The 26,072-nt window shown below is 35.2% G+C and carries 22 protein-coding genes; 10 read left to right on the top strand and 12 right to left on the bottom strand.

The window, feature by feature from the left end; all coding sequences use genetic code 11:
- Positions 1–53 precede the first annotated feature (53 nt).
- Positions 54–593, bottom strand: a complete 540-nt coding sequence (locus A8B35_RS03650; RefSeq protein WP_075602043.1) for an outer membrane beta-barrel protein — start codon at positions 591–593, stop codon at positions 54–56.
- A gap of 237 nt (positions 594–830) precedes the next feature.
- Here A8B35_RS03650 and A8B35_RS03645 point away from each other — a divergent pair, with 237 nt between their 5' ends.
- The gene (locus tag A8B35_RS03645; RefSeq protein ID WP_075602042.1) at positions 831–3,506 is read left to right on the top strand and encodes an MGH1-like glycoside hydrolase domain-containing protein; all 2,676 of its coding nucleotides are present in this window, start codon (positions 831–833) and stop codon (positions 3,504–3,506) included.
- 38 nt (positions 3,507–3,544) lie between these two features.
- Here A8B35_RS03645 and A8B35_RS03640 read toward each other — a convergent pair whose 3' ends face one another.
- Positions 3,545–4,381 (bottom strand): AraC family transcriptional regulator, encoded by an 837-nt coding sequence (locus tag A8B35_RS03640; protein ID WP_075602041.1) that lies wholly within the window; start codon positions 4,379–4,381, stop codon positions 3,545–3,547.
- Positions 4,382–4,575: 194 nt separating this feature from the next.
- Here A8B35_RS03640 and A8B35_RS03635 point away from each other — a divergent pair, with 194 nt between their 5' ends.
- From A8B35_RS03635 to A8B35_RS03620, 4 genes are all read left to right on the top strand, one after another.
- Positions 4,576–5,469: a phytanoyl-CoA dioxygenase family protein gene (locus A8B35_RS03635; RefSeq protein WP_075602040.1), complete on the top strand. Its 894-nt coding sequence runs from the start codon at positions 4,576–4,578 to the stop codon at positions 5,467–5,469.
- Positions 5,470–5,595: 126 nt separating this feature from the next.
- On the top strand, positions 5,596–6,408 hold the full coding sequence (locus tag A8B35_RS03630; RefSeq protein ID WP_075602039.1) for a sugar phosphate isomerase/epimerase family protein: 813 nt from the start codon (positions 5,596–5,598) through the stop codon (positions 6,406–6,408).
- Positions 6,409–6,490: 82 nt separating this feature from the next.
- The gene (locus A8B35_RS03625; protein WP_075602038.1) at positions 6,491–7,144 is read left to right on the top strand and encodes a DUF6629 family protein; all 654 of its coding nucleotides are present in this window, start codon (positions 6,491–6,493) and stop codon (positions 7,142–7,144) included.
- 152 nt (positions 7,145–7,296) lie between these two features.
- Positions 7,297–9,198, top strand: a complete 1,902-nt coding sequence (locus tag A8B35_RS03620; protein ID WP_075602037.1) for an amidophosphoribosyltransferase — start codon at positions 7,297–7,299, stop codon at positions 9,196–9,198.
- Between the two features lie 117 nt (positions 9,199–9,315).
- Here A8B35_RS03620 and A8B35_RS03615 read toward each other — a convergent pair whose 3' ends face one another.
- Entirely contained in the window at positions 9,316–10,449 is a 1,134-nt protein-coding gene (locus A8B35_RS03615) for a 1-acyl-sn-glycerol-3-phosphate acyltransferase (protein WP_075602036.1), read from the bottom strand.
- Between the two features lie 299 nt (positions 10,450–10,748).
- Between A8B35_RS03615 and A8B35_RS03610 the strand changes: the two genes are divergently transcribed.
- Positions 10,749–11,201 (top strand): SPOR domain-containing protein, encoded by a 453-nt coding sequence (locus A8B35_RS03610; protein WP_075602035.1) that lies wholly within the window; start codon positions 10,749–10,751, stop codon positions 11,199–11,201.
- Between the two features lie 308 nt (positions 11,202–11,509).
- Here A8B35_RS03610 and fbp read toward each other — a convergent pair whose 3' ends face one another.
- On the bottom strand, positions 11,510–12,526 hold the full coding sequence (gene fbp / locus A8B35_RS03605; protein ID WP_075602155.1) for a class 1 fructose-bisphosphatase: 1,017 nt from the start codon (positions 12,524–12,526) through the stop codon (positions 11,510–11,512).
- A 142-nt stretch (positions 12,527–12,668) separates the two neighbouring features.
- On the opposite strand from fbp, the gene A8B35_RS03600 reads away from it, so the two are divergent.
- Positions 12,669–13,931: an aspartate kinase gene (locus tag A8B35_RS03600; protein WP_245820767.1), complete on the top strand. Its 1,263-nt coding sequence runs from the start codon at positions 12,669–12,671 to the stop codon at positions 13,929–13,931.
- Between the two features lie 72 nt (positions 13,932–14,003).
- On the opposite strand, the gene A8B35_RS03595 is transcribed toward A8B35_RS03600, so the two are convergent.
- The 8 genes from A8B35_RS03595 to A8B35_RS03560 form a co-directional block, all read right to left on the bottom strand.
- The gene (locus A8B35_RS03595; protein ID WP_139314797.1) at positions 14,004–14,501 is read right to left on the bottom strand and encodes a hypothetical protein; all 498 of its coding nucleotides are present in this window, start codon (positions 14,499–14,501) and stop codon (positions 14,004–14,006) included.
- 6 nt (positions 14,502–14,507) lie between these two features.
- Entirely contained in the window at positions 14,508–15,848 is a 1,341-nt protein-coding gene (locus A8B35_RS03590; RefSeq protein ID WP_075602033.1) for a dihydroorotase, read from the bottom strand.
- A gap of 43 nt (positions 15,849–15,891) precedes the next feature.
- Entirely contained in the window at positions 15,892–16,626 is a 735-nt protein-coding gene (locus A8B35_RS03585) for a polyprenol monophosphomannose synthase (protein WP_075602032.1), read from the bottom strand.
- A gap of 230 nt (positions 16,627–16,856) precedes the next feature.
- Positions 16,857–17,090 carry a hypothetical protein gene (locus A8B35_RS03580; RefSeq protein ID WP_075602031.1) on the bottom strand — a complete coding sequence of 78 codons (234 nt, stop codon included), beginning with the start codon at positions 17,088–17,090 and terminating at the stop codon, positions 16,857–16,859.
- A gap of 25 nt (positions 17,091–17,115) precedes the next feature.
- Entirely contained in the window at positions 17,116–18,384 is a 1,269-nt protein-coding gene (locus A8B35_RS03575) for a Gfo/Idh/MocA family oxidoreductase (protein ID WP_075602030.1), read from the bottom strand.
- Positions 18,385–18,400: 16 nt separating this feature from the next.
- Positions 18,401–19,189, bottom strand: coding sequence for an FAD:protein FMN transferase (locus A8B35_RS03570; protein WP_075602029.1), 789 nt, complete (start codon positions 19,187–19,189; stop codon positions 18,401–18,403).
- Between the two features lie 104 nt (positions 19,190–19,293).
- On the bottom strand, positions 19,294–20,619 hold the full coding sequence (locus tag A8B35_RS03565) for a Gfo/Idh/MocA family protein (RefSeq protein ID WP_075602028.1): 1,326 nt from the start codon (positions 20,617–20,619) through the stop codon (positions 19,294–19,296).
- A gap of 30 nt (positions 20,620–20,649) precedes the next feature.
- Positions 20,650–22,017, bottom strand: coding sequence for a 3-keto-disaccharide hydrolase (locus tag A8B35_RS03560; protein WP_245820766.1), 1,368 nt, complete (start codon positions 22,015–22,017; stop codon positions 20,650–20,652).
- 189 nt (positions 22,018–22,206) lie between these two features.
- On the opposite strand from A8B35_RS03560, the gene A8B35_RS03555 reads away from it, so the two are divergent.
- The 3 genes from A8B35_RS03555 (at position 22,207) to A8B35_RS03545 (ending at position 25,919) form a co-directional block, all read left to right on the top strand.
- Entirely contained in the window at positions 22,207–23,355 is a 1,149-nt protein-coding gene (locus A8B35_RS03555) for a hypothetical protein (RefSeq protein ID WP_075602026.1), read from the top strand.
- 307 nt (positions 23,356–23,662) lie between these two features.
- Positions 23,663–25,282 carry a sulfatase-like hydrolase/transferase gene (locus A8B35_RS03550; protein WP_083634298.1) on the top strand — a complete coding sequence of 540 codons (1,620 nt, stop codon included), beginning with the start codon at positions 23,663–23,665 and terminating at the stop codon, positions 25,280–25,282.
- Between the two features lie 262 nt (positions 25,283–25,544).
- Positions 25,545–25,919: a YccF domain-containing protein gene (locus tag A8B35_RS03545; RefSeq protein ID WP_075602025.1), complete on the top strand. Its 375-nt coding sequence runs from the start codon at positions 25,545–25,547 to the stop codon at positions 25,917–25,919.
- Positions 25,920–26,072: the final 153 nt, after the last annotated feature.

The raw sequence follows: 26,072 nt of genomic DNA, 5'->3' as shown, positions 1-26,072 counted from the left end.
AAGAAAGCCAGTAGCAATTAAGTTACTGGCTTTACTTTTATAAAAAACTTCTTTTAAAACCCTACAGATATCCCTATCTGAAAACCTCTATTAGCAACCTTGCCAGCACTATCTCCATTTATATCGGTTAACCCCCATTGATAACGGGCCTCTATACCAATCATAAGTACATTAAAACCGGCACCTAAATAAACAGGAATATCAAAACCTTTTATATCTAATTCTTCATACCCATCATGCTCACCAACTTTAAAGTTAATACCCGTTCCTCCAATTGCAGAAATAGGCCCTAATTTAGCTTTCAAGCCAATAGGTACGCCTAAATAATTAAGATTCCTGTTTTCATCCAAAAACTTCATACCCATTTGAGTATATTCTAAACCTGCACTTAGGCTTAAGAGAGGTATTAATTGATGCTCTCTAAATGCCCCAATATAAAACCCACCTAAATTATCTCCTAGCGCATCACCATCAGAATAAATATTTGTATTCTGATAACCTGCTCTTACACCCCATTTGTTATCTCCGGCATTAGCCGTAATAAAGGTTGAGGCTAACATCACCATACTTAAAAACAATACTACTTTTTTCATAAATTACGCGTATTACAATAGACGATTCTAATTAGAGTCTATCTTTAGGTTAAAATAATATCATATCGAATATACAATATATTCGTAACACAATAACCATAAGCATTATGAAAAGTTCTTTAAGATGAGACTTTATCAAATCAATACTGCATAAAAAAATGTTAATATAGGTAAGTTATGTGTGTTGAATTTCTATTTTTGTGTTAATTTAAAGTTTCAACAAAATAAGGTTGACTAATGACTAAAAATGAAAAACAACGTTTAGAAGCATGTGCTCATGAAGGGATTGAGTGGAAAAAATGGGGACCCTACCTAAGCGAACGCCAATGGGGCACAGTACGCGAAGATGATGGCAGTACAGATAATCCTTGGATTTCATTTTCTCATGACCAATCAAGAGCAAGAACATATAAATATGGCGAAGATGGCATTGCTGGTATCAGTGATGATAATCAGCATCTTTGTTTTGCACTAAGCCTTTGGAACAAGAAGGATCCTATTCTAAAAGAACGCCTTTTTGGATTATCAGGCCCAAAAGGAAACCATGGTGAAGATGTAAAAGAGTATTACTTTTATCAAGATTCGACACCAACTCATTCATATATGAGGTATTTATACAAATATCCGTTAAATGAATTTCCTTATCAGGATTTAGTTGATGTAAACGCTGCTCGTTCAAAAAAGGATTTTGAATATGAGCTTTTAGATACCAATGCCTTTAAAGAAAACAACTATCTAGATGTTTTTGTAGAGTATGCAAAAAAAGATATTAATAACATCCTAATTAAGATAACTGCACACAATAGAGGTAGTAAGGATGCAAATGTTGTATTACTGCCCACACTTTGGTTTCGTAATACTTGGTGGAACTATAAAACAATTGAACCAAAAATAGAATTACTTGATGATAATTGCATTATTGCAAAACATGACTTCCTAGGAGATTATGTACTGAGTGCTAAAGAAACACCACTATGGTTATTTACTAATAACGAAACCAACCATGAAAAACTTGGAACGGGCAATAATAGCACAAAATACGTTAAAGATGCTTTTAATGAATTCATTGTTGAACACAAATTCGACTCTGTTAATCCTGATAACCAAGGAACAAAGGCTGCAGCAATGTACGATTTAGAAATTCCAGCTGGTGAGAGCATTGAAATTAGTCTAACTCTTAAATCAACAAACAGGGCTAAGTACAGCTTCAAAAGTTTCGAAGAAACGCTCAGTCTTCGAAAGAAAGAAGCAGATGAATTTTATAACGATATTTATCCTCCAGATTCAAGTGAAGACGAACAGCGTATCATTAGACAAGGCTTAGCAGGTATGCTATGGACCAAACAGTATTTTGAATTTGACGTAAGTGAATGGTTAGATAATTATAAAGGTGGTCCCAGAAAAAAACTACGAAATAACGATTGGGAGCACCTTAAAAACCACGATATTATTAGTATGCCAGATAAATGGGAATACCCCTGGTATGCCGTTTGGGATTCTGCGTTTCACACACTTCCTCTTTCTGTTGTTGACCCATACTTTGCTAAAAATCAGCTCGAATTATTTTTACAAGATAATTACCTGCACCCAAATGGACAAATCCCTGCATATGAGTGGAGTTTTAACGATGTAAACCCTCCCGTACATGCCTTTGCTGTTGTTACATTGTATAAAAACAACAAACAAAACCATGGTAAGGGAGATGGCAAATTTCTAAAAACCTGTTTTGAAGGGCTTAATAAAAACTTTTATTGGTGGATCAATCATAAAGACCCCATGAAGAATAATACCTTTCAGGGAGGTTTTTTAGGGTTAGATAATATTGGAGTATTTGATAGAAGCCACGAATTACCAACTGGAGGACATATTGAGCAATCTGATGGAAATGGCTGGATGGCTTTGTATGCTCAAAATATGCTAGAAATATGTCTTGAATTAGTAAGACTTGGCTATGAAGAGTATGAAGAGGCTGTAGTAGATTACTACAACCACTTTTTAGAAATTGCATCAGCAATGGATAAAGTGGGTGAGAACCAAGATGAAATGTGGGACGAAGAAGATCAATTTTTCTATGATGTTTTACGTTTCCCCGATGGCTCTGCTACACGACTTAAAGTTAGATCAATGGTAGGCCTACTGCCACTTTGTGCTTCAACTGTTATTGAGAAACAACATTTAGATCTACTTCCTCCAATTATGGAGAAATATAAATACATGATAACGCGAACAAAACGCTTATCTAAAAACATAGCTAGTCCTTTTAATCAAGGGGAAAATGATCGGCGTTTATTAGGTATACTTAGCCAGGAAAAGTTAACAGCTATTTTAAAAACTATGCTCAATGAAGACGAGTTTTTAAGTGAATATGGTATTCGATCCCTATCAAAATATCACGAAAAAAACCCATACATCTTTTCTTGGAATGATGAAGAATTCAGCGTGAAATATGTTCCTGGGGAATCAGACAGTAGCATGTTTGGGGGAAACTCAAACTGGCGTGGTCCAATATGGATGCCTACCAATACCATGATTGTTCGTGCTTTATTTCAACAATATGCATTTTATGGCGATGACTATAAAGTGGAGTGCCCTACAGGATCGGGAAATATGATGACCTTATTAGAAGTCGCCATTGAAATAGTGAACCGTTTAGAGAAGATATTCTTAAAAGACGAAAAGAACTATCGACCTGTGTATGGCTGGTACAAGCACTTTCAAGAAGACCCTAACTGGGAAAACAATATTTTATTTTACGAGTATTTTCATGGAGATAATGGAGCAGGTATCGGAGCTAGCCATCAAACTGGATGGACTGGAGTGATATCATACCTTATGCTAATGTTCAGAACTTATAATTTTGATCAACTGAAGGATAATGCTCATTGGGATGAGAAAACAGTAAAAAAGCAATAAATCCAAGGAGGCTGTTTTAGTTAAAACGGCCTCCTTTTTTATTGAAATTGTTTCTTATACTGCAAAGGAGATCTACCTTTTAAGCGTTTAAATTGTCTGTGAAAATAGGGTAAACTTTCAAAGCCACAATTAAAACAGATTTGAGTTATTGATGCATCACTATCTTTGAGTAAGCTACATGCCCGTGCAATTCTAAATTCGTTTAAGTAAACGAAAAAAGTTTTTTGAGTGTGCCTCTTAAAAAAAAAAGCAAATGCTTCTTTACTCAAATGAATTGCATCAGCAACATCTTGTAAATAAATTTTGCTAGCATAATTTCGCTTCACAAACTCATATACAATGTTGAGTCGGTTTAAACTCTTTAAATTCGTTTTATTTGCCAACAAACCTGATTTTAGCAAAGTATACTTCTTCTCTGCCTGTAATTGACTCAACAAGTCTATAAACTTTTGTAATCGACCAATTCCGGTACTTTGCAATACGCCTTCAAGTAATGGAAATACTCTATCCGAGAAAGTTCCCGTGTAAGAAATACCCCTACGGGCTTGTTCAAATAGGTTTTCGAATTCTGAAAACTCGGCTAAATCATGTAAAACATCGGGCACCCATTGCATGACTATTGAATGGCATTCGCCTGAATAATCTGCTGCATCCATCCAACAGTGGCTAATATTAGGTGCCAATAATACTAAATCTCCTTCTTTAAAATTTGATAAGTTATCACCAACATAACGAATACCTCTCCCTTTAATAATATATACTAATTCAAACTCTGGATGAAAGTGCAATGGTGTTTCAAAGCTTGGCTTAAGGTATTCATAAATCTTTATGGTATTATTCTTATCATGTGAAACGTCTTCGTAAATAGCCTTCATTTATACACTATTATTTAACAACTACCCAAACTAAATGTACAACACATTAAAATAGGTTATGTTTTAAACAATAAAAGACAAGTTTGTCTTTTATATATCCATTAGATTTACTCTTGCTAACGTATTGCAATGCTACAATACACATTAAATATTTAGCACTCTTAAAGTTGAATAGTTAATTAAATTAATCTCTAATGGAAAATACAATCACACTTCACCGCGATTTAGCGGAATATTCGAATTTAGTATCGAATATGTTCTCATGGCCCAAAACTGAAGAAGAATGGGAACAATACAAATTGAGCGATGAACAAATTGCTTTTTTTAATGAGCACGGTTATGTAGATAATATAAAATTATTAGATGGACATCATGTGAATCAGCTCAACGAAGAATTGTTGAAAATAATGGATACAAAGTATGAAAAGCATGACTTACTCTATGAGTTTCATACCAATGAATCAACTGATCCTGATAAAGTTATTTTCCATTGTTTAGGTCATTGGCGATTAACTCCAGGATTTCATGATGTAAATTGGAACCCTGCTTTTGTTATGGCAGCGCATCAATTATTAGGAAAACAAGGAGTACGTTTTTGGCATGATCAACTTTTTTGCAAACCCGCGAACCATGGAGGTGTTGTGGCCTGGCATCAAGATTACTCGTATTGGACAAGAACATCGCCAATGCAACATCTTACTTGCTGGGTTGGATTGGATGATTCAACTAAAGAAAATGGGTGTTTACAATACGTTCCTGGCAGTCATAAATGGGGATTATTGGATAAGCCAATCTTAACCGGAGAAATGGATGGTTTGATGGAATTTTTAACGGATGAGCAAAAAGCTCAGTTTAAGCCTGTACCAATTGAAATGAAAAAAGGATATGGTGCTTTTCATCATCCTCTGTTGGTACATGGTTCTTTTGAGAACTCATCAGATAAGCCTCGTAGGGCATTTGTGATGAATGTATTTGCTGATGGCACATTAAGTGATTCAAATGATGAGATTTTAACGGGAGTTCCGCCAATTGCGAAAGGAAATAAAATGGAAGGTAATTTCTTTCCGAAGCTCTACCCTTTAAAATAGAGTTTCGAGGCTTGAACACGGATAGCCCGCCCTTTAGGGAAGCCCAAAATAATTTTATTAACATAAAGACTTGCCAAAAATTTAATTATTTTAGCGCAAGTCTTTGTTTATGTAATAGTTGAGTATATGGAAATAAAATACATGTGCCCTTATTGGGGAAGCGAGGAAATGCCTATAGAAGCTTTTATTGAGAAAGTAGCCGCTTATGGATATGATGGCATTGAGATAAATTTGCCAGAGGATAAACTATTTATAAGTAAGGTAGGAAAACTATTGGAAGCGCATAAATTAGATTGTATCGCTCAACAATGGTTAGAACCTCAAGACGAAAGTGCCGATAGTTATTTAAAAAGAATGCTAAAAGCATTGGATTATAAAGCTGAGATTGCCCCTATAATGATAAACTCGCATACGGGCAGGGATTATTATTCATTTAAGGATAATGCTAGAATAATTGAGACATGTTATAAGTTTGAACAGCAGTATGATATTCCAATAGTACATGAAACACATCGTGGTAGATTTCCATATAGTGCTATGGCAACATCTGCATTTTTAAAAGAGTTTGGAGACCTAAAACTTAATGCCGATTTTTCGCATTGGGTGGTGGTATCTGAGAGTTTTTTAGATGAACAGTCGGAACAACTTGCTGCTGCAATTAGCCGCAGTGCATATTTTCATGCCAGGGTAGGACATACACAATCACCTCAAGTAAACGACCCGTTTGCTCCAGAGAACAAATTATACTTAGATACTTTTACACATTGGTGGGAGGCTATTATTCAGCAAGCAAAAATTGGTGGTAAGGAAACATTTTATATTTGTCCTGAATTTGGCCCTGAGCCCTATATGCCAGCAATTCCGTATACCAATATGCCCATTATTAGTCAGTGGGAGGTGAATAGTAAAATGAAAAACTATTTAAAAGCGATATTGTAAAATGGATATTAATAATTTAGGGCATTAAATTGAAAGTGTTACTTTTAAGGCTATTAATTCAAATTCCCTAAACTAAAAAATCATGTGTTTTTCTGCAGAAGTAAGTTTTGGCGCTAGTGCTGTAATATCATCGGTTGGAGTTCTCGCCATTAAAAAGAGCACCTCTAAAGAACAGAAGCTATTTGCCATGATTCCTATTTTATTTGGCATTCAGCAATTTTGTGAGGGCTGGCTTTGGGTAGCACTACAAAATGAGGGCTTCGTTATTACAGAACTAATTGCAACTTATGGTTTTTTAATATTCGCACAGCTAATATGGCCCATATGGGTACCTTTGTCGGCATTTACTTTAGAAAAAAATAAGCGTAGAAAAAATCTAATTGGCTTTTCATTGGCCGTTGGTGTTATTTTAACAGCAATACTAGCTTACCGCATGAGTATTTATGAGGTTACTGCACAAATAGATGCGCATCATATTTTTTATACGGTAGGCCATTTTAAAAGTACCAACTGGTGGAGTGGCATATTGTATTTACTACCTGCTGTTTTTCCTTTTATATTCTCAAGCAATAAGCACATTAACTATTTGGGCATAGCCATGTTGCTGCTTTTTATAGTATCGAAAATATTTTATTTAAAGTATATGATTTCTACTTGGTGCATGTTTGCGGCGGTATTAAGTATTTATATTTTCTACATACTAAAGAAAGAACAAAAAGAAGCTATGTTGCACTAAAATCACTGAACTACCACCTGTTTTATAGGGTTTGTTGTTCATATCTAGTTTTATTTACATTTCTTAAGTCTTAATGTTGCTATTAAATTGGCGAAGCCGAAAATTTAAAATAAATTTGCGCTTTCAATAAAAACAAGTAGTTACTTGAGGATATGAGCGATCAAATTAAACATGAATGCGGGTTTGTTTTAATACGTTTACGCAAGCCTTTAGAGTATTATAAAGAGAAATATGGTACTTGGATGTACGGTTTAAACAAACTGTACTTATTAATGGAAAAACAGCATAATCGCGGACAAGATGGTGCTGGTGTTGCTAGTTTAAAGATCGATCAACCTTCGGGTTCTCGCTACTTAAATCGACGTCGTTCTAACAAGGCCAATCCAATAGCAGATGTATTTGCTGGTCTTAACGATCAGATAGAAAAGGTAGAAGGCATTACTCCTGAATTAATGAAGGACCCAACTTGGGCTAAAGATAATGTACCTTTTGCTGGTGAGTTATACCTAGGTCATTTGCGTTACGGAACTTTTGGGCGTCATAGCATCGACTACGTTCACCCAGTGATGCGCGAAAATAACTGGAGATCGCGTAACTTAGTGGTTGCTGGTAACTTTAACCTAACTAACGTTGATGAAATTTTTAGAAACCTACAAGAGTTAGGACAACATCCGAAAGATTTTACGGATACAGTTACAATTCTTGAGAATGTGGGTCACTTCTTAGATGAAGAGAATCAATTCTTATTCCGCCAATACAAAAACGAAGGATTATCAAATCAAGAGATCTCTTCTAAAATTGAAGAAAACCTTGATGTTAAAAAAATATTAGAACGTTCGAGCCGTCGTTGGGATGGTGGATACGTAATCTCTGGAATGATGGGACATGGTGATGCTTTTGTGGCACGTGATCCATGGGGAATTCGCCCAGCCTCTTATTACATTGATGATGAAATCATAGTTGTAGCTTCAGAGCGTCCGGTAATTCAAACTGCATTAAATGTAGGCATCCGTGAGGTTAAAGAATTAAAACCAGGACACGCACTTATCTTAAAAAAGAATGGCGATGTTTCTGAAGAATTAATTAGAGTTCCGCAAGAGCGTAGAAGTTGTTCATTTGAGCGTATTTACTTTTCAAGAGGAAGTGATAAATATATTTATCAAGAACGAAAAGAATTGGGTCGCTTATTGGCAAAAACACTATTAGAAAAGGTTGACTACAATTTAAAAGATACCGTATTTTCATATATCCCAAATACCGCTGAAACCTCGTTTTATGGTATGATGGATGGAGTTCGTGATTTAACTACACAATGGAAGTTAGATCGAATAATGGAACTCAAAAACGAAATGGATCGCGAGCATATTGATGAAATTTTGAAAGTGCAACCTCGCATGGAAAAAATTGCCATCAAAGATGCTAAAATGAGAACTTTTATTGCTGATGATGCCAGTAGAGACGATTTAGTAGCACACGTTTATGATGTTACCTATGGTGTTGTTAAAAATCAAGAAGATACATTAGTTGTTATTGATGATTCTATTGTAAGAGGAACTACGCTTAAGAAAAGTATCCTACGTATTTTAGATCGTTTACATCCTAAAAAGATAATTATAGTATCCTCAGCTCCGCAAATTCGTTACCCGGATTGCTATGGTATTGACATGGCTAAACTAGGTGATTTCTGTGCATTTAGTGCTGCAATTGAGTTGCTAAAAGAGCGTGGAATGCAAAATATTATTGATGATGTTTACGCTAGATGTAAAGAGCAGCAAAATCTTCCGAAAGAAGAAGTTGTGAATTATGTGCGCGAAATTTACAAACCATTTACGGTTGAAGAGGTTTCTGATAAAATTGCAGAAATGCTAACTCCTGAGGATATTGATGCCGAAGTTGAAGTGGTATATCAAACTGTTGAGAACTTGCATAAAGCATGTCCGAATGACAATGGTGATTGGTACTTTACAGGAAAGTATCCTACTGCAGGTGGAAACAAAGTTGTAAACAACTCATTTATCAACTTTATTGAAGGTAGAAATACAAGAGCTTATTAATAGTAGATTAGTTTTTAGTTTTCACTAAAAACTAATAAATACTTTAAACAAGTTTTATAAAATACAAAAGGGTTTTCAAATCATGAAAACCCTTTTTCTATTTTATAAAGTGTATTACTATTCCTGATAGAAATTCTTAACCGGATTTGAGTACATTTCTAGTAATGTATTTTTCACAAAATCAGTATCGCCCTCTACCCTAGCAATACGCTCTTCCATATAATTTTCAAACCACTTTAAATCTTCAGTAGTATACTTATCTGCAAATTTATTTTCTTTATTCATTAAATCACTTGCAATAAAATTACCTGGCCAAAGCTTATAATTATTGTGTATTTGCTCATCAATAGTTGAGGCTAATTCTTCAAGTCTTTCGTTTTTACCGAGCTTCTCAATACTTTCGAGCTCATTAGCAATTGGTGTTCCAAACGAATAGTGAATACGGCCTTTTCTTCCGTTAATGCCCGATTGCATGTGCTTTAAATCATCTGCAGGCGTCTTTTTATACTCAGGATCTTGACTCTTCAAATAAAACTCTTGAGCTTTTAAATAATCACATGGATCCAATTCATATGAGATAGCAACAGGAACAATCTGAATCTCTTTAAAATTTTCAGCAAAACTATTTTCGCCACTCATGTTAATCATCTTCAAAAGACTCGATTGCGTTCTATCATCACCATCCTTTGATCTTCCTTCGCGCTGCGCAATCCAGATACTACTATTCTTTTCAGTGCGTGCATATCTAATATATTCAGATAGTACTTTAGAACTAGCCAGCATTTGTCGTGCTGGTAAATTACGCTTTACAATAAACGATTTGTTTAATTTAACCACCTTACTTATCCAAGGGTAAATTAACAGATTGTCGCCAATTGCTATTTCAACAGTATCCCGACCGTTTTCAATAAATACTTTATTCATAAAGGTTGAATCAAGCGTTATATCGCGGTGATTAGAAATAAACACATAACCTTTATTTGGGTCCAATTTATCAAGCCCATCAAACGAGATTCCCTGCGAAGTAGTATCTGCAATCTTTTTCACATATGGATAAACTACCTTTTTCTGAAAATCAGCAACATTAGTAATACTTCTCAAGTGCTGCTCAAACCCATCTAGTGGAGTATCAGGAAAGATATTAGAAAGTACCTTACGGAATGATTCCTCCGCTAGTAATTCTGTAAATATATCCTGAAGTTCATCATCATTATAAGGGCGTATTGAACTAAAATATTCGTCTTTTGACATGTTTTTGTAAATTGAATTTGCCACAAAAGTATTATAATCAATTGAGTTATAAAATCAATAAGTAGTTAAATTATCTTATGCCGTTTTTTTAGATGGTGATTTTCTCTTTGGTATAGAACATAAGTAAACGAAGTTGTAAAAACAAAATAACACACCCTATCCATAATTAAAGTAGCCAGAAAGGTAATACTTCAGAACTTTCTTCTATTTTAATACCAGATTATAAGGTATTATCGTTATGGTTTAATTCTCACAATAAGTAAATATATTATCTTTGTATTCAAATTATATAGTTTACAATGGGTAAGAGTTTATTTTTCGGTTTATTTTTAATGAGTGGCACTTTGTGTTACGGACAATCTAATGAAGAGTTTAACTTATTTTCTGAGGTTCAACAACCTTCTGAAAGTGGGTCTCTTGTAATTGCTCAAGATTTTGAGATTGAGGATATCGTAAATATCCATTTAGATGTGAATAAACGAAATACGGGAGTGGATGGTTTTAGGGTTCAATTATTCTTAGGTTCTAATTATAATGCTAAAAAAGAATCCAAGGATGTTAAAACTGAATTCTTATCCTTAATGCCTGATGAATCGATATACGTAATGTACGAAGCTCCTTTTTGGCGTGTTCAGGCTGGAGATTTCAGAAGTAAGAATGAAGCTTTAGTTTTATACAACAAACTCAAAAAGGATTTTCCTAGCTGCTATCCTGTTCCTGTTAAAAACGTTGATTACAATAAGTTTAAATAAGCACACGCAATACTATCATTATAATAAGACTTGTAATTTACAGGTCTTTTTTTGCGTTAAACATCCAGCTAAAGCATACTTTACAGTTTTTTATTCTGTGAGATCTTGTAAAAAACAAAGGCCAGCTTTGTATAAAGATGGCCCTTATCTCCCATATAATTATTTCTTAAAACTTAATATTTACACCTGCAAGGTATAGTACTCCAATTGTATCCATAAATGCGTACTCTTGTGTTTCGTTGTTTAAGGTATTTGTACCATTAATAAAAACCTACGAGTAACATCTTGATTTCATTGAAATAAGTGAATTATCCACCAAATACTTTTATAAACTCTTCTACTTTTGTAACCATATTTTTTGACCCTGCATAAAATGGCACTCTTTGGTGCAATGACGTTGGTTTTAATGCCATAATACGTTGGTGACCATCTGTTGCTCTACCACCTGCTTGTTCCACAATAAATGCAATAGGATTACACTCATACAATAACCTTAACTTTCCTTTAGGAGCACTCTCCGTAACAGGATACATGAAGATTCCACCTTTCAATAAGTTTCTATGAATATCAGAAACTAAAGAACCTATATATCTACTTGAATAAGGTCTGTTTGAAGCAGGATCTTTTTCCTGACAATACTTCATATATTGCTTAACTCCGGCTGGAAACTTTAAATAGTTCCCTTCGTTTATTGAATAAATATATCCATCTTCAGGACTTTTAATTACTTGATGAGATAAGCAGAATTCTCCAATAGAAGGGTCTAAAGTAAAACCACTAATCCCTTGCCCTGTTGTATATACTAGCATTGTAGATGATCCATATAATACATACCCAGCAGCTACTTGCTCATCACCAGGCTGAAGAAAATCTTCCATAGTCGCTTTTTCACCAACCTTAGTTTTACGTTTATAGATAGAGAAGATTGTGCCAATAGAAACATTTACGTCAATGTTTGAAGATCCATCCAAAGGATCCATTAAAAATACATACTTCCCCAGGCGCGATCTTTCATCATCAAAAAAGATAAAAGTTTCGTTTTCCTCAGAGGCGATGGCACACACTTCTCCGCATGAATGCAGAGCACTTATAAAGTGATCATTGGCATAAACATCTAACTTCTTTTGATCCTCTCCTTGAACATTTGTACTTCCCATTTCACCCAAAATATCAACTAATCCAGCTTTATTAACCTCGCGATTAATGATTTTTGCTGCTGTTCCCACATGGTGTAATAAGTGAGATAAATCGCCTTCTGCTTTTGGGAATTTAGACTGGTTATCTAAAATAAATTCGTTAAGTGTTGTTACTTCAAACTGATTCATAGGCTTTTTTCTTTTATGGAGAAGTAAAAGTTTCATAGTTTAATCTGGCTCTCCATCTGTTTATGTTTATTTTAACTGATAATTAACTTCGTTAGTACTCATGCAAATTATTACATTTGTTTTTTGTTAAAATCCATCACAAATGATTCAAGTATATAAGTTTGGCGGAGCATCTGTAAAGGATGCGAATGGCATTAAGAATATAATAAATATAATAACTAAAGCAAAATCGAAACTCGTAGTAGTAGTTTCTGCAATGGGAAAAACTACTAATGCTTTTGAGAGTTTGTTAGATGCTTTTTTCTCTGAAAATACAGAGGAAGTTAATAAAATTCTACAAACAATATATGATAAACATAACCATATTATTACTGAATTGTTTGGAGAGAAAGATCCTTTTATATATGATTTTAATCAATGCTTTAACACATTACGTCAACGCCTCGAGAAACGCCCATCGCTAAACTATGATTTTGAATACGATCAAATAGTATCCTTCGGAGAGATATTTTCTACGAAGATCGTGAGTGCCTATGCTAATTTGATTGCGGTGGAAAATACTTGGGTAGATGTTAGAGAAGTATTAAAAACAGATGAAAACTACAGAGATGCCGGAGTTAATTGGAACCTAACAAGTGAGTTTATGAAGGCTCAATTCAGCTTTAATACTACGTCGGTTTATTTTACACAAGGTTTTATTGGTTCAACAATAAACAATATTTCAACCACCCTTGGCAGGGAAGGATCTGATTATACGGGTGCTGTAATCGCACACATATTAAACGCGAATGCATTAACCATTTGGAAAGATGTTCCTGGCGTATTAAATGCCGATCCTCGCTGGTATGAAAAAGCTGTTTTACTACCTGAGATATCTTATTCAGAGGCTATTGAACTATCCTATTACGGAGCTCAAGTAATTCATCCGAAAACACTTAAACCACTACAAAACAAATCTATTCCTTTATATGTACGATCGTTTATTGATTCTGATAAAGAGGGAAGCGTTATACAAAATTCAGAGGTGAACACTACTAATTTACCTGTATTCATTTTAAAAAAGAACCAAATATTTATTACGGTTTCTCCCAAAGATTTCTCTTTTATTTTAGAGGATAACCTAAGCGATATATTTCATATTTTTAGTGAGCATAAAGTGAAAATAAACTTAATGCAGAATTCGGCACTAAATTTCTCGGTATGTGTTAATGAAGGACGAACAATAACTGCATTACTCGAAGCTCTATCTGCGGACTTTATTGTGAGATATAACACTGGTGTGGAATTATTAACCATTCGATCATATAATGACGAGGTTATAGAAGAACTTACTTTTGGTAAAGAAATAATAGACTCTCAATTGAGCAGAAAAACTGCACGTTTTGTAATTAAAGAACTTAACTAAAGCTCTAAAACTAGACATAAAAAAAGGCAGTAACTTTTTAAAATTACTGCCCCATATTATAATTAAAACTTCTTAAAAATCCTTTAGATAGAACGCCGCTTTATAACCTCTTAATTCATTTGAATCATTATAAAGCTCATAAGCCAACAATATAGATAGTACTTTTTTGTCCATCTTTTTGTTAGCCAAATCCATTTCCCAAGTTTCGGTAAATTGCAACTTACCTAACTTATCTCTGCTATAGTCATCTCGCCGTTCAATCTCTTCAACCTGCTTTATCGACAATTCTTCGTTGGTATAGTAGTTATAGGCTTTCTTTTCTCCATCATATACCATCTTAAACAAATCATCAACAATCTTTTTACTATTAACTCCCTGAAGTTTTGTTGTTTCCCATTCGTTTAATTCGTCTGGGTTTGTAAGTAACACCTCGTAAATAATAGTATCAGCCCAAACAACATTGTGCTCCGGAAGTAATACTTTATCACTATTCAACTCAGGCTGTTGATTACACGAGCTTATAACAATTACCAATAAAAGTAGACCTAGCAGACAATATCTCATCCTCATAAAAACCTAATAATTAAAGGCTAGTCTTTCTCCTTTTTTATCATCATTAAATACACCATTATGAAAAGCTAAATGCCCGTTAACAAAACAGTGGCTTACATAATGTGAGAATTTCTGACCTTCAAAAGGACTCCATTGACATTTAGAATAAATATTACTTTCGGCTACAATCCAATCACTTTGCGGTTCAATAATAGCCAAATCAGCCTTATATCCTGGTCGGATAAAACCTCTATTCTTTACCTTAAATAAGTTTGCAGGAGCATGGCTCATCTTATCAACCACTTCCTCGTATGTAAATACACCTTGATTTACCATTTCGAGCATGGCTACCATGGCATGTTGCACTAAAGGACCACCTGATGGGGCCTTAAAGTAAGTGCCTTTCTTTTCTTCTTTCGTATGTGGTGCGTGATCTGTGGCAACTACAGCAAGTGTACCATTCTTCAATCCGGCACGTAAGCCATCTCTATCCTTCTCAGTTTTAATTGCTGGATTCCACTTTATATTGGCACCATATTTTTTGTAATCGTCGTTGGTAAACCATAAGTGGTGTACACAAACTTCACCCGTAATTTTTCTTTCTTCTAAAGGCATATCTTTATCTAAAAGTTCAAGCTCTTTTGCTGTTGTTAAGTGCAAAATATGTAAACGTGCTCCATGTTTACGAGCTAAATCAGAAGCTTTTTTACTTGATTTGTAACAAGCCTCTTCAGAGCGAATTAAATGGTGCATTTCTGTTGGAACATCTTCACCATATTTTTCTCTGTATGCAGCCATATTGGCTTGAATAGTATCTTCATCTTCGCAGTGCGTGGTAATGATGGTGGGACACTTTGCAAAAATTTCTCCTAAAGTCTCCTCATCATCTACCAACATATTCCCTGTAGATGATCCCATAAATACCTTTACGCCACAAACCTTTTTAGGATCCGTTTTTATAACTTCCTCTAAATTATCATTTGTTGCTCCTAGGTAAAAAGAATAGTTTGCTATAGATCTATCTGCACCTATTTTATATTTCTCTTCAAGAACTTCGTGTGTTGTGGCTTGAGGTTTGGTATTCGGCATTTCCATGAAAGAAGTAATTCCTCCAGCAACAGCTGCCCTTGCTTCAGTGTAAATTTCTGCCTTATGAGTTAAACCTGGCTCTCTAAAGTGAACTTGATCATCAATAGCTCCTGGAACTAAAAGTTTACCTGTACCATCAATTACCTCATCAGCATTTAAAACCTCAATGCTACCCTCAACTACTTGTGCAATAATATCATTCTCGATTAATACACTACCAACGAATGATTTACCCTCATTAATAATCTTTATATTCTTGATTAAAACAGTACTCATAACTTTAATTTTAATAATTACACCAACTTTAATTTACAAAATACTAAGCTGCTCTGTCATATTTTCTGAACCAGCTTGATACCTTCATTTTAATAACACCCCAAACGGCCTCATTAAAAATACCTCCACTCATTTTAGAAGCTCCTGCTTGTCTATCTGTAAAGATAATAGGAACCTCTTCAATTGTAAAGCCATATTTCCAGGTAGTAAATTTCATTTCTATTTGAAATGCATACCCCTTTAACTTTATTCTATCTAAAGGAATAGTTTCTAAAGTTGTTCGCTTGTAACATTTAAAACCTGCTGTGGTGTCCATTATTTTCATGCCAGTTATAAATCGGACATATACTGATGCAAAATAACTCATCAACACTCTGCTCATTGCCCAATTAACCACATTAACGCCTGATTTATATCGTGATCCGATGGCTAAATCAGCGCCGTTAGCACAGGCTTCATACAAGGCCAATAATTTCTCAGGAGGGTGCGAGAAGTCGGCATCCATCTCAAAAATATAATCGTATTTTTTATCGATTCCCCATTTAAAACCTGCTAAGTAGGCAGTTCCTAAACCTAATTTCCCCTTGCGCTCAACCATATGAAGTTTTCCTTCATATTCTTTTTGAAGTCGCTTTACAATGTCAGCAGTTCCATCAGGAGAGCCATCCTCAATTACAAGAATATGAAATTCCTTTGGTAGGCTATAAACAGCTTTAACAATGGCTTCTATATTCTCTTTTTCGTTATAGGTTGGTATAATAACTAAACTATCACTCATAGCAAGCTTATTTCTTAAAATATAATTAAGGCACGAAGATAATAACTACTCACGTAACTAAAAATCTGTGTTCAACATAAATTAAGTATTCTGAGATAATACGGCAGCAGGGAGGGAAAGAGAAACCTATGAAAGTAGAAACGTGAAATATCTTTGTTTGCAGTAAGTATTCATCCTAAAACATTTAAGGATTTACCAAAACAAAGATATTTCACTTTATATATTGTTAATTATCTAGAAATAGCACTCTTAATTAAGAAGATTAGTGTTCGGATTAAGCCTGTAACAATGTACAAAACTAGACTTATTGTTATTACAAACCCAATTGTTGTGACTAACTCACTCCATGGAGTTTCGTACTTTATGATGGAGTAAATATTTGCAATATATGCTACTACAAAGAATACAAGATAAATTACTAATTCTTTTTTAACACGATTTGCAGTTATGACGATGTCCTTCATTTTAGATATTTTAAAAGGTGAACAATTAAATTATATACTTTTCAGGACAAGTAACCTTTGTTCCTGTTTCCATTGCTTGCTCTGTTAATAATGTCCAGATACTTGCATTATAGCCTTCGCGTAATAACCATTCTGGTGCTTTATGCTGTTTCACAAAACCCATAAAACTGACTAATTGCTCGCGGGTACCATCGCCTTCTTGTCCTTTATAAATCTCAACTCCATTGTGTTTTAATGCCGTTTCAGGAGCCCAACTTGCACCGCCAATAGGCACCTCCTTAAATATGCCCTCTTGAATATCGTTAACCAACTGCATTATACCAGGCGCGGGTTTTGGTTTCGGTGGTTTTTCAGGTTTATAAACATTGGTTTCGAGAAACATAGTACCAAAATCACCATTAATTCGCTCTTCGCAGCCTTCTAATTTATTTGAAGTTATAGTATCGTATAAGAAATGCGTTCCATCATCGTATTCAAAAATAGCGGCTACATTATCCGGTACCTCTCGGCCATCTTTATAATAACTGATGCTCCCCATACTCATAACCGAAGTGGGTAACTTTTGTAAAGCCCAATTGGATACTTGTAATTGATGCGACATCAACTCGGTATATAATCCGGCAGAATATTCTTTGTACAAACGCCAATTTATCTGACGTTCTAATTCAGGTTTGTCTTTGGGTACTTTTCGGCGCCAATCGTTATTTCTATGCCATTGGGCTTTAATTTGATTAATGGCTCCCAATTCTCCCTTGTGAATTTGATCCATTGCATGTAGATACTTCTGATTAAACAGGCGTTGATGACCTATTATTAAAATTGCACCCGTTTTTATATGTGCATCATACATAGCTTTGGTATCATCTAAAGTACGCGCCATCGACTTTTCGCACAGCACATGAATTCCTGCTTCTAGGCAATCTATAGTTATATGAGCGTGCGTAAATAGTGGCGTGGCAATTATAACACCATCAACACCTGAATGCTTTATTAATTGACGGTAATCAGTATAAGTTTTTGGGGTAACCTTATTATTTTTACAAAGCTTTATTGCAGCATCCAGCGAAGGCTGATAATTATCGCACAATGCAACAATTTCATAATCTGAAGTGAGTGTTTGTTTAAATAAATGGGTAGTAAGATAACGACCTCTTCCGCCGGTACCAATTACTCCCAACTTTACTTTTTTACCAGATGAACTGGCTAAAGCACTCCCAAAGGGCGTAGCACTTAAAGCGGCTGCTGCCCCAAATAAGGCTGTAGTTTTTATAAAATCGCGTCTACTATTTTTCATTTGTTTGAGTTTAATTTTACGAATCAGAATACAATAGCTTTATAATATTAAAGGCAGCCAGTATTTCTTCATGCTGGTTTTTAGGTGCAGCAATTAATGTTGTTGATAAAACTTCAGCATCCATTGCATTATCTGTTTGCACGCAAACACCTAATGGTTCAGTTATCAATTGTTGATTGATTGGATTTACTATATGTGCCGCATCATTATGCAGTCCGCTTATTGATAAACAATCGTTGTTAAGCTCAAGAACCGCGTCAATACCCATATTATTTTGAAACGCAAAGGGCCAATATTCGCCATGCGGATGTTTTCCACGAGTTAATATAGAACTCTCGCCAAAACTAATTAGCGCATTTTCAATGCAGTTATTTTTTAATATGGTATCCACCTCTTGCAATACGATTCCTTTACCTATGGCACCAAAATTAATTTGAACGCCCGCTTGTATAGACTTACATGTACCATCCGCATTAAATTGAATGGGCCAAATAGAACCTGCCGTTCTGTTTTGGTAACACACATCAAAATAAGCTTTGGTCATTTGAAAGTACTGTTCGCATTTAGCGAGTACCTCAGTCAATACTGCACTAGTTTTAAATGCAGCTCCTTTCAGCAAAGCCTGATTTAATAGATACGTTTCTGCATCAGGGTTGAACCGACTCAAGGTTTTCTCAAGTTGCTCCGCACATGCAGTTATGGAACAAAAAACAGATTCCATCTTTTCCTGCGCATCACCCCATAGGATCACATCCATACGGGTATTCATGGCTAAAAAGTTATTATGAAATACGTTTTTATTCATATTCTGATGCTATATAAGTTAGATGTAAAGGGTAGTTTATTAGATAACAAGGTGCAAAAAGCAATACTATAGCTATTGCAAGTTGCACCTTGATTATCTAAAAATTATAGTTTTGGCTCCCAACCTTTTTCGTATTCTCGTTTCCACATTTTTTGTGCATCCTTATTTTTTAGCACTCGCCCTGTTTTAGGATCTACATCGATGCTTACTTTTACATCTTGTGCAATATTTCCTAAATGACACAGCTGAGTTGATATACCTCCATCGTAAATAGGTGCATTTAATTTTTCACCTTTTACCACTGCAGCAGCTAAATTGCGCATATGGTTAACAGTTAACATATCAAAACCAATAGAATCGTTGGTATCGGTAGCAGCCTTATGCTTACCTTCCCATTCCGTTTTAAGTTTTTTACCCTTTAAATCCATTAAAACATACTTCCCTCTATCTAATTGAATAACACCCTTTGAACCGTAAATAACAGTTCCTCGGCCACCACCAGGATTAAAGGCTTGTGCACTATATCCTTCCCAGGTAATTTGCTTATTTCCTTCAAAGTTATAACTCGCAATTTGCGTATCAAACCATTCCCAATCATCGCCAGAGTGCGCCAAACGCCCACCATTTGAAACTACTCGGGTAGGATAATCGACTCCCAAAGCCCAACGTGCAATATCAATCTCATGCGTTCCGTTGTTATGTATTTCACCTGTTCCCCAAGTTCTGAACCAATGCCAGTTATATGGATGAACATTATCTCTGTATGGCTCACGAGGCGCAGGACCTTGCCATAAATCCCAATCTAAATGTTCAGGTGCAGGAACTTTTTTTCCTACTCCAATAGGTTGACGAGCGCGAGCATAAAAGGCCTTTGCCATATATGGATCTCCAATGATTCCCTCTCCTATTTCGTTAATGGCCATAGCCGATGTTTTAGACGAGCGCTGTTGGTTTCCCATTTGGCACAGTTTACCAGTCTTTTTCTGAACGGCAATTAAAAGTTCTGTTTCATAAGGATTATGACTACATGGTTTTTCAACATAAACATGTTTACCTGCCTGCATAGCCCATATAGCCATAGGAGCATGGTAATGTTCTGGTGTGGCAATTACCACAACATCCACATCTGTTTTTAGAAAAACCTCGCGAAAATCTTTCTCTAGTTTCGGGTTAAACTTTAGCTCCTTACAATGCTTGCTAAAGCTATTCAAACGCTTTCCGTCCACATCACAGATATAAGTAATATTAGCCTTATCAACAAAACCTATTGATTTAGCAAGGCCATGTGCTCTACCTCCGCATCCAACAATTGCAAAGTTAATGATATCGTTAGCACCCAATACACGTGCATAACTCTTTGCAGAGCTAAACATTGCAGCACCGGCCGCAGCTGTTACTGTTGATTTTATAAAGTTTCTTCTTGAGTTCATGTTATAAAGTTTAGATCTTCTTTTGATAGTTTACAATTCTTTAATTTTGATGTTCTTAAAGTTCACCTCATCACCATGATCTTGCAATAAGATTAAACCTTCCTCCTGCTCACCAAAGTTGGGCCAATTATGGTATTTACTATAGGCAACCAAGGCACGCCACATCTGAGTATTACGTTCGTATTCTACAACCTTACATCCATTTAAAAAATGTTGCACTTTATTACCATTAACCACAATTCTGGCTCTGTTCCAGTTGTAGCCGTTCCAATATTTTTTAGTGTATAAAGATGGAATATACTCCTGAGCATTGGCAGTCATTAGGTCGTATAAAGAACCTACTGTTCTATTACCCTTAGTCCCTTTTTTAGCATCAGGATGAAACTTATCATCTAATATTTGAAACTCACAACCTATGGCAGAACCCTTTCCTTTGTTAAGCTCAGTATCTACAAAATACTTAATACCACTATTGGCTCCTTTTGTAATTTGAAAATCAACCTCAAGTATGAAGTTTTTATAAGGACGGGTAGTAACTATATCTCCAATTTTATCAGCTTCCTTACCCCCTGAGGCTTGAATAGTAAGTATACCATCTTTCATAGTCCAACCTTTTGCTGGAAAATCATCGCGCTTAGCGCCTCTCCAACCTTCAGAGCTTTTACCATCCCAAAGAAATTTCCAACCATTGGCTTTCTCTTCATCTGTCATCACATTAAGCATGTGGTTTATAACAGGAGCAGTAGTTTCAAATTCATAATCTGCAGGAATCTCTTGAATAGTGATATTTCTCCAACGAGTTTTGCGTCCTATTTTTGCGCCTCCGGCTGCATGCACCTGCAAGGCGATAAAACCAGTTTCTATTTGTTCTTCGTATAGGTTGGCACAATTAACACCATTTACCCATGTAGCAATGCGATTACCAGAAGCAATTACTTTTATTTTATTCCACTCAAGATTTTTATAAGCTTTGCGACCGGCATCATTATATTCTAGATTATATCTCCAACCATATCTCGATTGGTCGTATATTCCTCCTGTCCATCCACGTGGTGAATCATCAGCCTCTACCTGAGGACCATAAACACTGTTCTTTCCTTTGGATTTATCATATTGAGAACGGATTTGAACACCGCCGTTTAAGGTTGCATCCATTTTAATTTCATACTCTAGAATAAAGTTGGTGTATTTCTTTTTTGTAGCGAGGTAAGTACTTGGTGAGTCTTTAGTAGAAACCCCAACAATAACACCATCTTCTACTGTAAAAGGAACAAATCCATTTAAAGCTTCCCAGCCTTTAAGATTTTTTCCATTAAATAAAGCTTTTGGTTTGCTTTGCGCACTCATCAGCGTTGCCATAATAAGAAAGCAAGCTGTAATAAGTTTTCTTTTCATCATTTCGGATTTATTTAATTAATGTAAATACTCTTTTACAAATGTTAATTTCATCTAATGTAATGTAGTTCAATAATAATAAGCAGTTTTTACGTTGTTTTAACCCTTGTTTTAATGGTTAAAACATAAGCTGTATGCCTTACAAAATGGAGAATTAAGATTTTTTAATTACATTCGCCTATCCTAAAATATATGTTAACAGATCAAGAGAAATACGACGCCCTGAATGAGATTTTGAATAGTAAATTATTCTCAAAATCTACCACTGCCAATGTGCTGCTTAAGTTCTTGGTAGATTCATCGGTTAATAATATTGAGTTATCAGCATCTGCAATAGGGTTAGAGTTATTTGGCTCGCAATACCCACGCGATAAGGGCGAAGCCAATGCACGCGTTAATATTTATCACCTACGCAAAAAACTTCAAAAATATTACGATACAGAAGGTGCTGATAGTGCTATTACTGTTACCATTGAAACCGGACAATACGGTGTAACATTTACTAAAGCGTCAATACGTAAAAAGAAACAATCCTATACGCTTGCAATAGGCTTAACATTTATTGCACTTATAATAGGAATCTCTTTAGCTAGTATTAATTGGAATAAGGATTTAATATGGCAGAGCACTTTTAGCAATAACAAACCTACTACTTTGTTTATCAGCCCAGTATTTGGTTATAACGGTCCATCAATAAAAGGAACATCTATTTTTCACAGGGATGCTCAAATTAATTCGGAAAAAGAATTACAAAGCATATTGGATACGATACCAAACGGACATTTATATCAAATGTCACGACCTAATTACACTACCTACGAGGATGCGGCAACCATAAAACATTTTGCCCGTTTATTTGCATTTAATGATGCTGACTTTTCAGTAAGAAAAGCAACCGACTTTACATTTAATGATTTAAAGGAGCAGAATATTATATACCTGAGCCCTATGCGATATAAAACTACTTTTAGTGATGTATTTAACGAGCTCTCTAAAAATGTAACACTACAGAAGAAATATAGCAACAACAATCAGCGCTTAGTATATAATAAAGCAAAAACTGATTCTGTTTTTTTACTCAATACCGATACACAAAGTTTTGAATATGCCCTTGCTGCCAAATTTAAAGGCAGTAATAACACCAATCATTTAATGTTCTTTGCTGATCATGGTATGGGGCTTTCTGCCATGAGTGAGTACTTTACCAATAAAGATTCTATTAATAGTTTTTCTGAAAAATATTTAAAGGAATCGGAAGAGTTTGTGGCTTTATTTTACGTGGGTGGTAAACAACGTACCAATCTTAAGCTCGACATGGTTTTTATTGATGATAATCAATAAAAAGACTTTGTGGTTATTTCACCTTCCAACTTATTCCTAAACTGGATTGAATAGCATATATCTCAATCGGCTAATATGCAGCAAACAAAGTAAGTGCCCAATAATGCATCTACACCCTAAAAAAAGAACTACAACTACAGCAGCTAGGTAATTATTTACTACTGCGTACAAAGTAAATAATAAAAACACATTGCTACATTAATAACTATACCCTACTATTTAAGGCTTTTAGGGATGGTTGATTTATTAAGTGTATTGTAATTTGCACATGGTAAAAAACAACATTCTTAATAAAAACATCCTTACAATGAAACACTCTATTTCAAAAGGTATTATTATAATTATGGCGCTCGCTTTTGGTTATAATATAAACCTAATGGCCAAAGGCAAAAAAAGTAAACCAAACATTGTAATACTATTTGCTGATGATATTAGCGCACGCGAATTCCCTATTTATGGTTCAAAGGTATGGAGTAAGCCCACAGGCGGAAATACTACTGACCCTAAATATAGAGCACACACTCCGGTAATGGATAAATTGGCCAACGAGGGGGTATGGATAAAAACAGCATGGGCAGCCACGGTTTGTTCTCCTAGTAGAGCTATGATGATGACAGGGAGATATGCCCATTTACACAAATGGTGGAATAACGGCGATTTAGGAACCTCAAAGGCGCCCGATGGTAGTAAAAAGAAAACACAAATATATCCGTTTTACGAAAGTACTGAATATACAATTGGTGCCGTAGCAGCAAAAGGAGGCTATAACAGTTATTGGGCAGGTAAAACGCAAATGAAAGGTAATAACCTACTAAAGTATAGTTTTGACGAAGGGTGCTTTACCCCGGGCGAGCAAGGTGCTCCAGAAAATCCGTATACCGATTTTGCTGTGGTTAATGCCAAAAGGGATGGTAAAAAAGTAGTGGTTAATAAAGATAATGGCAAGGTAGTAGATTATTACGCGCAAAGCGGATGGTATTGGAAACCTCACGTAAGATTAATGAACCACCCTGATACTAAAGGAGGTTTAACTTGGTGGCCAAATACACCTGAAACCAAAAAAGAATTTGGCTTAAATACTTATGGTCCTGATGTTGAGTTGGATTTCATATTTGACTTTATGGATAGAAAAAAGAATGATAAGAAACCATTCTTAATATACCATACCACACACTTAGGCCATGATGGTTGGGACTTTTTTAATACCGATGCCAAAGTAAAGAGTAAATGGCCCAGTACACCTAAAATTGAATGGAAAAATGGCAAGTACACACGCACTAAACCAAATATTACTGGTGATAAAGGAGTGTACAACACACACGGAACAATTACAGAAGCAGGTATTCATAACCACATTAACTACATTGATTATCAGGTATGGCAATATTTAAATAAGTTTGAAGAACTGGGTGTAGCTGATAATACGGTTTTTATTATTTGTGCCGATAACGGAACATCGGGCTATGGTAAAAACAGTCCGGTTATGCAAAAAGGAACACATGTGCCAATGATTATATATGCACCCGGATTTAACTTTACCAAACATGGTGAGCAAGATATATTAGTAAATATTGCTGATGTGTTACCTACCATTGCCGAATTAGGTGGTGTTACATTCCCCAAAAATTACGAAGTTAATGGCGTAAGCTTATGGCCTTATTTAACTACTAAAACTACCAAACACCGCGATTGGATTTATGCTTACCGCAAAGATGCGCAGTTAATACGTGGTGAAAAGGTGATGAAGGATGGTAAGGACAATTGGTACGATGTATCGGGCAGTCCGGATGATTTAATTAGTTTCCCTAAAATTACAGATTGGGGCAAAGTAAGTGAAGTACACAGGGCAGAACGTAAGAAACTAGAGGAAGTATTACCTCGTTTTGATTTACACGACAAAGAGCATGATGCTCCAGTGAATAAATAAGAGTTTGTATTATACCAAAAACATCATCAAATGATTGATATAAATTGCTTCTATAAAGCTTCTACTGCTTCATAAAATATCAATGTAGCTACGGCTATATCTCTATTTTATTCATTGTAGAAACTTTAAATAATTCAATTTCTTATCAATCATTCAATAATGCATTTGGTAGTATTGGTTTGGTGATGCCTCTTGAGGAGATGTTTTATAGGGAAACATCGTACTTAAGAGGCATTTTGTATATTTGCCTAAAAATTAGGATATGCGAACTTTAGGAAATGTTATTTGGTTTGTTTTTGGTGGGATATTCATCTCCATTGGTTATATATTGGCTAGTATTCCGTTATTTGTATCTATAATAGGTATTCCGTTTGGTATTCAGACGCTTAAATTGGCTGGCGTAGCACTATGGCCCTTTGGCAAACGCATTACCGAAAGTGCTGGTAATAGTGGGTGCTTATCGTTATTTATGAATATTCTTTGGCTTATTACAGGCGGTTTTGGCATATGCCTATCGCACTTGTTAATGGGCTTACTCTTTTCTATCACCATTATTGGTATTCCGTTTGGAAAGCAACATTTTAAATTGGCCGGCTTGGCTTTAACGCCTTTTGGGAGGATTATTAGCGAAAAATAATTAGCCGTTTTTACTGATTACATAAGCAAGTTGTTTAATGTTGTATCTAAAATAACAAGAACCAGATTACTCTATTAATCTGTTTTTTTTGTGCTTGTACGTGTTATTAAAACAAGCCTTATTGTTAAATACAGCTTTCTACATATTTCCCCC

It is taken from the genome of Saccharicrinis aurantiacus, assembly GCF_001660705.2.
In the GTDB taxonomy this organism is placed as follows: Bacteria; Bacteroidota; Bacteroidia; order Bacteroidales; family Marinilabiliaceae; genus Saccharicrinis; species Saccharicrinis aurantiacus.
The sequence above is the reverse complement of the archived record's forward strand: the minus strand, read 5'-3'. Positions and strand labels throughout refer to the sequence as shown.

Coding starts and splice junctions, on each gene's coding strand:
- A8B35_RS03585 (WP_075602032.1), bottom strand. CDS start 16,626: ATGAGTGATAGTTTAGTTATTATACCAACCTATAACGAAAAAGAGAAT.
- A8B35_RS03640 (WP_075602041.1), bottom strand. CDS start 4,381: ATGAAGGCTATTTACGAAGACGTTTCACATGATAAGAATAATACCATA.
- A8B35_RS03630 (WP_075602039.1), top strand. CDS start 5,596: ATGGAAATAAAATACATGTGCCCTTATTGGGGAAGCGAGGAAATGCCT.
- A8B35_RS03615 (WP_075602036.1), bottom strand. CDS start 10,449: ATGTCAAAAGACGAATATTTTAGTTCAATACGCCCTTATAATGATGAT.
- A8B35_RS03650 (WP_075602043.1), bottom strand. CDS start 593: ATGAAAAAAGTAGTATTGTTTTTAAGTATGGTGATGTTAGCCTCAACC.
- A8B35_RS03545 (WP_075602025.1), top strand. CDS start 25,545: ATGCGAACTTTAGGAAATGTTATTTGGTTTGTTTTTGGTGGGATATTC.
- A8B35_RS03620 (WP_075602037.1), top strand. CDS start 7,297: ATGAGCGATCAAATTAAACATGAATGCGGGTTTGTTTTAATACGTTTA.
- A8B35_RS03600 (WP_245820767.1), top strand. CDS start 12,669: ATGATTCAAGTATATAAGTTTGGCGGAGCATCTGTAAAGGATGCGAAT.
- A8B35_RS03645 (WP_075602042.1), top strand. CDS start 831: ATGACTAAAAATGAAAAACAACGTTTAGAAGCATGTGCTCATGAAGGG.
- A8B35_RS03550 (WP_083634298.1), top strand. CDS start 23,663: ATGAAACACTCTATTTCAAAAGGTATTATTATAATTATGGCGCTCGCT.
- fbp (WP_075602155.1), bottom strand. CDS start 12,526: ATGAATCAGTTTGAAGTAACAACACTTAACGAATTTATTTTAGATAAC.
- A8B35_RS03595 (WP_139314797.1), bottom strand. CDS start 14,501: ATGAGGATGAGATATTGTCTGCTAGGTCTACTTTTATTGGTAATTGTT.
- A8B35_RS03560 (WP_245820766.1), bottom strand. CDS start 22,017: ATGATGAAAAGAAAACTTATTACAGCTTGCTTTCTTATTATGGCAACG.
- A8B35_RS03580 (WP_075602031.1), bottom strand. CDS start 17,090: ATGAAGGACATCGTCATAACTGCAAATCGTGTTAAAAAAGAATTAGTA.
- A8B35_RS03565 (WP_075602028.1), bottom strand. CDS start 20,619: ATGAACTCAAGAAGAAACTTTATAAAATCAACAGTAACAGCTGCGGCC.
- A8B35_RS03575 (WP_075602030.1), bottom strand. CDS start 18,384: ATGAAAAATAGTAGACGCGATTTTATAAAAACTACAGCCTTATTTGGG.
- A8B35_RS03555 (WP_075602026.1), top strand. CDS start 22,207: ATGTTAACAGATCAAGAGAAATACGACGCCCTGAATGAGATTTTGAAT.
- A8B35_RS03625 (WP_075602038.1), top strand. CDS start 6,491: ATGTGTTTTTCTGCAGAAGTAAGTTTTGGCGCTAGTGCTGTAATATCA.
- A8B35_RS03635 (WP_075602040.1), top strand. CDS start 4,576: ATGGAAAATACAATCACACTTCACCGCGATTTAGCGGAATATTCGAAT.
- A8B35_RS03610 (WP_075602035.1), top strand. CDS start 10,749: ATGGGTAAGAGTTTATTTTTCGGTTTATTTTTAATGAGTGGCACTTTG.
- A8B35_RS03590 (WP_075602033.1), bottom strand. CDS start 15,848: ATGAGTACTGTTTTAATCAAGAATATAAAGATTATTAATGAGGGTAAA.
- A8B35_RS03570 (WP_075602029.1), bottom strand. CDS start 19,189: ATGAATAAAAACGTATTTCATAATAACTTTTTAGCCATGAATACCCGT.